8 protein-coding genes and 2 pseudogenes are annotated in these 6695 nt (G+C 62.6%); 6 read left to right on the forward strand and 4 right to left on the reverse strand.

The features are described from left to right. Positions 1-187: 187 nt before the first annotated feature. Genes LH128_RS16310 through LH128_RS16325 form a run of 4 tightly spaced genes read left to right on the forward strand, consistent with a single transcriptional unit; the run spans position 188 to position 2519 of the window. A complete protein-coding gene (locus LH128_RS16310; protein ID WP_008830763.1) occupies positions 188-511 on the forward strand; it encodes a conjugal transfer protein TraD in 324 nt (107 codons plus the stop codon). A 19-nt stretch (positions 512-530) separates the two neighbouring features. Then, positions 531-773 (forward strand): conjugal transfer protein TraD, encoded by a 243-nt coding sequence (locus tag LH128_RS16315; protein WP_008830764.1) that lies wholly within the window; start codon positions 531-533, stop codon positions 771-773. Continuing rightward, complete coding sequence (locus LH128_RS16320) at positions 754-951, forward strand: hypothetical protein (protein ID WP_008830765.1); 198 nt, start codon at positions 754-756, stop codon at positions 949-951. Before LH128_RS16315 ends, LH128_RS16320 begins: the two co-directional genes overlap by 20 nt. Then, entirely contained in the window at positions 951-2519 is a 1569-nt protein-coding gene (locus LH128_RS16325; RefSeq protein ID WP_008830766.1) for a type IV secretory system conjugative DNA transfer family protein, read from the forward strand. Before LH128_RS16320 ends, LH128_RS16325 begins: the two co-directional genes overlap by 1 nt. A 525-nt stretch (positions 2520-3044) precedes the next feature. Here the strand turns inward: LH128_RS16325 and LH128_RS16330 are convergent. The 3 genes from LH128_RS16330 to LH128_RS16335 all read right to left on the reverse strand — a co-directional run bounded on the left by LH128_RS16330 (position 3045) and on the right by LH128_RS16335 (position 4980). After that, positions 3045-3998 (reverse strand): replication initiator protein A, encoded by a 954-nt coding sequence (locus LH128_RS16330; protein WP_008830767.1) that lies wholly within the window; start codon positions 3996-3998, stop codon positions 3045-3047. Between the two features lie 43 nt (positions 3999-4041). Further along, positions 4042-4230, reverse strand: coding sequence for a ribbon-helix-helix domain-containing protein (locus tag LH128_RS33510; RefSeq protein ID WP_172705088.1), 189 nt, complete (start codon positions 4228-4230; stop codon positions 4042-4044). A gap of 102 nt (positions 4231-4332) precedes the next feature. Beyond that, positions 4333-4980, reverse strand: coding sequence for an AAA family ATPase (locus LH128_RS16335; RefSeq protein WP_037519825.1), 648 nt, complete (start codon positions 4978-4980; stop codon positions 4333-4335). A gap of 232 nt (positions 4981-5212) precedes the next feature. On the opposite strand from LH128_RS16335, the pseudogene LH128_RS16340 reads away from it, so the two are divergent. Beyond that, positions 5213-5842: pseudogene (locus LH128_RS16340) on the forward strand (IS701 family transposase); the annotation flags it as partial. A 97-nt stretch (positions 5843-5939) separates the two neighbouring features. Here LH128_RS16340 and LH128_RS32245 read toward each other — a convergent pair. Then, positions 5940-6551 (reverse strand): annotated as a pseudogene (locus LH128_RS32245) (IS256 family transposase); the annotation flags it as partial. Here LH128_RS32245 and LH128_RS34585 point away from each other — a divergent pair. After that, the coding region (locus LH128_RS34585) for a hypothetical protein (RefSeq protein ID WP_327195190.1) at positions 6490-6695 on the forward strand (206 nt) is incomplete at its 3' end. The pseudogene LH128_RS32245 and the gene LH128_RS34585 overlap by 62 nt on opposite strands.

The following is a 6695-nucleotide window of genomic DNA, read 5'->3' on the forward strand; positions in this document are numbered from 1 at the left end:
GAAATGGTAGATCGCCATGACGCTTCGCACACTGCCTTACTTAGCGCACGTCGGCAACGACGTATAAGCGCGCACTCATCATCCGCTTCGCTCCTGCTGATTGACTGGCGCACGCTTAACTTGTGGGTTGCCTGCCCGATCCGGTTTGCTAGGCTGTGGTGATCCTGACGCGGAAGGAGAAAGCACCATGCGAAAGGTGCGCGACTATGACGCGGAGCTGAAGGCCCTTGAAGAGCGCGCGCGCACGATCAAGGCGCGCCGTGTCGAACAGCTCGGCCAGCTCGTAACCGCCACCGGTGCCGATGTGCTCGACATGGAAACACTCGCCGGCGCGCTGCTCGATGCCGTTGCCATGAAGGATGCGGAAGCGAAGGAGGCGTGGCGCGCGAAAGGCGCCGCTTTCTTTCAGCGGCGCGGGCGCAAAGCTGGCCGGACTGCTGGCGGCGACGGCGACAGCACAGCGACGCAACCGGGCACTGATCCAGCGCCTGGAAGCGGCGCGGCGTCGTAGCGATACACGGGGCTGGGTCGTGCAACGCCGCGAGCGCACCCGCCATCTGATCGAGCTGGGCGGCCTGGTCCAGAAGGCCGGCCTGGTCGATCTCACCGACGACGATCGCGCCACCATCTACGGCGCACTGCTGGAGTTGGCCGGCAAGGCGCGGAGCGACGATGCCAGCGACACGCTCGCGCTGTGGAAGCGGCGCGGCAAACGCGCGTTCGACGCGGAAACGGAAGCGACGGAGAGAGGCGATGGCGTTCCTGGACATTGATGCAATCCGTGCGGAAGTCCGCGCGCTGGATTTCGTGCGGGGCTCACCGGCCGAGCACGCCATGCTGCGGGACGAGGCCGTGCCCCCGCCCCTTGCGACCCAAATCATCCTCAAGCTGCACGGCCATCCTGACGCCGATCCGACGCTGGCGATCACGCCGCTGGAACGGATCGGCTGATGGCGGGTCCGCTCATCGGCAGGCGTCGGCCGATCAGCTGGCGGCTCGCGATCGTCGTCTCGTTCGTCACCGCCTATGCGACAGCGCGATGGCTGGAAGGCATCTTCGGTGTCGGGCAGATTTCCGGCACCGTGCCGTTCCTGGTTCTGGTCGGACTGATCGGCGCCACCTGGTGGATCAACAGCTGCGCCGGCAACGGCAGGAACGAGCTGCTGGGGTCGGCCCGCTTCGGCGACCGTGCCGACGTGCGCAAGCTGGAAGCGAACGGGGATCTCCTGATCGGCCGCGCCAAGGACTCCGGCAAGCTGCTCCGCTATGACGGCGCGGCGCACCTGCTGACGATAGCACCCACCCGATCGGGCAAGGGCGTCGGCACGATCATCCCCAACCTGCTGATGCTGGACCGCTCGGTGGTCTGCATCGACCCCAAGGGCGAGAATGCCCGCGTCACGGCCCGTGCGAGGGCGAAGAAGGGCCTTGTGTGGTGCCTGGACCCCTTCGGCGTTTCCGGGCGTCCTGCGGCTCGGTACAACCCCCTGGCGCAGCTCGACCCGGCCAGCCCGGACCTCGCGGAAGATGCGCAGACGATCGCCGACGCGCTTGTCCACGATGCGCCGGGACAATCGGGTGAGGCGCACTGGAATGAGGAAGCCAAGGCGCTGGTCGCCGGCGTGATCCTGCACACCGTCGTCCACGAACCCCCTGCCCGCGCCACGCTCGCCACTGTGCGCGACAAGCTCACCCGCGATCCGGCGGCCTTCGCCGCGCTGCTGGCGGACATGCAGGCCAGCACCGGCGCCCACGGCCTGATCGCGCGCGCCGCCAACCGCCAGCTCGGCAAGTCCGATCGCGAGGCCGCGGGTGTGCTATCCTCGGCGCAGCGTCACACCCACTTCCTCGACAGCCCGCGCCTGGTCGAAAGCACGTCCGCCTCCGATTTCCGGTTCGCGGACCTGAAGGAGCGGCCCGGCACCGTGTTCCTGTGCCTGCCGCCCGACCGGCTCGATACTTATGCGCGCTGGCTGCGCCTGCTGGTCGCGCAGGCCGTCACCGACATGGCGCGCTTCCCTGCCCTGCCCGAACGTCCAGTGCTGTTTCTGCTCGATGAGTTCGCCGCCCTCGGCCGACTGGAGCCGGCGGAGCGCGCGATGGGGCTGATGGCCGGTTATGGCCTCCAGCTCTGGCCGATCCTCCAGGACATGCACCAGCTCCGCGCCCTCTATGGCGAGCGCGCCGGCACCTTCCTGGCTAACGCTGGGGTGATCCAGACGTTCGGGGTCAACGATCATGCCACCGCAGACATGCTCTCGCGCACGATCGGTGACACGACACTGGAATATGCGACCTTCAGCACGTCGCGCGGTACTGGCTGGGGGGACAATCGCGCCGGCCCCTCGGAAAGCGTCAGCACGCACGTCACGGCGCGACGGCTCGTTACGCCGGATGAAATCATGCGGATGCCGACCGACACGCTCCTGCTGCTGCGCCAGGGCGAGCGCCCGCTCTGGGCCAGCAAGGTCCGCTACTATGACCAGCGCGAGTTCGCCGGCCTGTTCGATCCGGCGTGATCGCATACACCGATCCCCAGAAGATCGAATGGTGAGCTTTCGGGTAGGGCCTCACCGGCCTCTCCGCCGGCGGAACGCTGAAGGCACACACTGCCGGTTCCGCTTGGCTTCTCCTGGAAGCCCTGCGGCCGTTAGGACGCTCTTGTGACGGCGATAGCCGGCACGGAACGAAGGTGTATTGGCCGGTAGGCCAATTCCATTTGCTCTTTGCTCTTCTGGTCGCGGGTCTGGGTGAACGCTGCTCGTTAAGAGATTCTGTTAAATAGGAATCGTTAAACAAGTTAAGCCTGTGGGAAAGCGAAAATACGTCTTTCTCTTCAATCACTTGCTGTCTTGCCCGGTGGGTGAAACCACGTGATTCGGTGTGTGATCCCACGATAGCAGGGTGTGCGAAACCACGAACGAAAGGTGTGTGATCCCACGATAGTAAGTGGCTCCAGATTGCCCTTCTCGGGCGGCTATCGGTCCATGATCCGCGTCACGCTGCCCGCCCTTCCAGAGCTGCGGTGTGTGAAACCACGATAGTCAGGAGCGGCGTGCGAGGCGGTCCATAAGGTCATCAACCTCGGTGGTTCTCCGGCGATCGGCATCCAAGCGAGCCCGCCGTTCCTGCTCTGCCTGGAGTTGTTCAGACAGCGCCAACGCCTCCGCCTCCCCTCTCAACCGGAACATTACGGCCGGGCTGCCATCTGCGGTCGTTGCCATTTCCACCGCATAATCAGGAAGCTGGTTTGCCTCGATGATCTTGCGCAGCATCCGGTTGAACTCTTTGGGCTTGCTGTCGCTACCGGTCTTGTCGCGCAACACCTCGACCCGGCACGTCCACCCGCCTCGCTGGTTGCCAGCGTGCTTGCGGGCGATGCGATAGAGCGCCCGCTCCAGCCCTCCGGAAAGCAGGAAATAATCGGGATGCATGGTGAGCAGCGACCGCTCCGCCATGATGCCTTCATAGACCCAATCGGACAGAGTGATGGTCATACCACGGGGCTGATCGGTGTCGGGGTCCACTTCCAAGGTCCATTTATCGAGCCAGTTGAAGCCCGCCTTGCTGCGCCGCTTGGGTGCGCGGATGGACGTGGAGATGGACGTGGTCTGTAGCCGTTGCAGGGCTGCTTGCAGCTCCTGGTATGCCCTCCCGCTGGTGTCGCGCTTGATCGCCCGCAAAAGGTCGTAGGATGTGGTCTTGAGCGTCCTCGGAAGGTCGTTGATCCCCTGCTCACGCATTCGGTTAAGCGTGGAGGTGGCCCAGATGATAATATCGGCATCCCAGATCGTCGCCATACCATAAGCCGGGATCGCTTCGATCTTCACCCAGGTCGCGCCATCCGGACTGGTATATTCGATCGGCTTGACCCGCTTGCGCTTCTGCAAGGAGAAGAATGGTCGCTCCATCGTCTCCCGCTGATCCTTGAGCGGAAGGTCGCCCATGATCGGCAGGAACAGGTCAAACTCCGAGTTGGGATCGCGCCGCTTCTTCACGGTTCAGACCTGCACCTGTGCATGTGTGCAATCTTGCACATTATCAGCGGCCAAACTGCTGGTTAGCGTCATACTTGGCAACTAGCTCGGCAATGGCCTCCGCCAGCAAGTCCTGATGGCTGCGCCGCGTCCGTGCCGCCAGCACCCTGAATGCCTCAGCGGTTGGGTCTGCGGGATCGAAATAGGCGCCGAGATGATATTTGCCGGGGCGCCGTCCGCTCGATCGCGCCACCGGCTGCTCCGGGGGCGAGGAAGGGCGAGACTCCGCCACAGCTTCTTGGTTCGGCTTTTCTGGTATCGCTGGGGCGAGAAGAGATGAGCGACGTGCCATATATCAAACCCTCACACTTGCAGGTGTGCAAGACTGCAACACTTCAAATAGGAACTCGCGGAGCAAAGCAATCTCCTGAGCGGCTTTTCCAGCAGGTTCATGCTCGATCACGCCCAGGCCGTAAGGCCATGCCGCACGATAGATGCTGCGCTCGCGCAGCACCGCCCGTGCGACCTTCAGCCCTGAAGCCTCAACCAGGATACGAGCATCTTCCAACAGCGCTGTGGCGGTCGGCGGAGCGGCATTGAGCACGACATATGCGCTCTTTCCGGTGCTGCTGATGAGCTGGGCAGTGCGCTTGATCGCGTCCAAATCGATGAGGGAAGGGCGGCACGGGATCAGGACGAGATCGGCGCGCTGCGCCGCGGCGACGGCTTCTGCGCCAGCGGCGGGCGGCGTGTCGATGATAGTAAGCGCAAAGCCGTTCGCCTCGGCCGCGTTGATAGCCTGATCCAACCGCCGTGCGCTGATCGGCTCGACATGAGGGAGTTCGGCCTCGCGCCGCTCACTCCACGCGGTAGCACTTTCTTGGGGATCCAGGTCGAACAGGGCGGTCTTGATGCCAGCCACTTGGGCGGCAACCGCGAGATTAACGGCTAAGGTTGTTTTGCCAACGCCTCCCTTCTGCGCCGCAAGTGTGATTATTTTCAAGTGTGCACACCTTCAAGTTTGTTTGATTGATGTTATGCACATTTTCAGGTTCGCACAATCCCTTGTCATGCGTTACCAAATCGCCTTTGCTGGGCGGGAAGGGGATGGGTGAGCGCGATCCGACAACTGTTCAACTGGCTTAGTCTTACTGAGTCACAAAAATCGCTGTCCGGGGGATTCGCTCGCGATTGGATTGTGATAGGCTGTTGATTCATAGCGACGGATGAGCGGCATGGTGACGACCGGCGAGAATAAGGCAAGCGCGTTCGATGGATATATTGAAGCGCTGACGGAAGTTATCGGGCATGCTGATCGTGCAGAGCCGCTTCGGGATTATTGTACAGGTTTGATGATGCCAGTGGCACGCAAGAGCGTGGAACCATTGGCGGCGATGACGGCGCCAATGCGTGTTTCCGCCAAGCATCAGTCTTTGCTGCATTTTGTGGGACAAGCGCCGTGGTCTGATGAAGCGTTCATGGGACGTGTCCGAGATTGGGTCTTACCGCGGATGATCGAGCGCAGCGGGCCGATTGCTGCTTGGATTATTGATGACACGGGTTTTCCGAAGAAGGGCAAACACTCAGTCGGAGTCGCGCGTCAGTATTGTGGGCAACTCGGCAAGCAAGATAACTGCCAGGTCGCTGTCAGCCTCTCCATTGCCAATGAGGGCGCAAGCTTGCCGATCGCCTGGCAGCTTTACCTGCCAGAGATCTGGCTGGATGATGCAGAGCGACGCTACAAGGCAAAGATACCAGACGAGGTGGTCTTTCGGACCAAGCCTCAAATTGCGATCGATCAGGTTCGCGCTGCCCTCGCGGCACAGACGCCGGTCGGTATCGTGCTTGCCGATGCAGGGTATGGCGTGTAATGCCGCACAACAAGGCCGGATACACGACCGCAAGATCCGAGCTCGCCAAAGCCTGTCGAAAAGCCTTGCAAGGTGGGGGTGGTCCATACACGTCATTCTGCTCGAGCATGAGAGCGCCGACGAGGCGGATGACGGCTGCGTTGTTGGGAAAGATGCCGATGACATCGGCTCGTCGCTTGATCTCTTTGTTGACGCGCTCGAGCGGGTTGGTCGACGAGATCTGCGCCCAGTGCTCCTTGGGGAACGCCATATAGGCGAGCACCTCTTCGCGCGAGCCGTCCATCATGATGGCGAGCTTCTCGTATCGTTCACGCAGGGCATCGGCGACGTGGTGCCACTGTTCGTGGGCGGCTTCGGCGCTCTCCTGGGCGAAGATCGTCTTGAGCATGGCTATGACAGCGGGACGCTGTTTGGGACCGACATGTGCCAAAGCATTGCGCATCCAGTGCACGCGACAGCGCTGCTGGGTTGCATGGAAGACCTTGCCTGCGGCGCTGCGCAGGCCTTTGTGATCGTCGGAGATGACGAGCTTGACGCCGCGCAGGCCGCGATCGGCTAGCGAGCGCAGGAAACCCTTCCAGAACACTTCGGCTTCAGACGGGCCGCTCGCGACGCCGAGCACTTCGCGCTTGCCGAGCGTGTTGACGCCGACCGCCACTATCACCGCCGTCGAGACGATCCGTCCGCCTTCGCGCTCCTTCAGGTTCGAGATCGCATCCGAACCCTACCGAAGATCGGCGATGGCTACCTTATCTGGAGCCGCTTCCTACACCACCCCGCGGGGCACTACCGTCATGACCCTTGATGAAGCCGGCGGGCGCTACGCGCCCTTGTCTCCATCAAGGCA

Origin of the sequence: Sphingomonas sp. LH128 (assembly GCF_000293195.2) — a bacterium.
GTDB classification, from domain to species: domain Bacteria; phylum Pseudomonadota; class Alphaproteobacteria; order Sphingomonadales; family Sphingomonadaceae; genus Novosphingobium; species Novosphingobium resinovorum_A.

Bases quoted from the DNA above. Each gene is read 5' to 3' on its own strand.
- LH128_RS16310 (WP_008830763.1), top strand. From the start codon at position 188: ATGCGAAAGGTGCGCGACTATGACGCGGAGCTGAAGGCCCTTGAAGAG.
- LH128_RS16320 (WP_008830765.1), top strand. From the start codon at position 754: ATGGCGTTCCTGGACATTGATGCAATCCGTGCGGAAGTCCGCGCGCTG.
- LH128_RS16325 (WP_008830766.1), top strand. From the start codon at position 951: ATGGCGGGTCCGCTCATCGGCAGGCGTCGGCCGATCAGCTGGCGGCTC.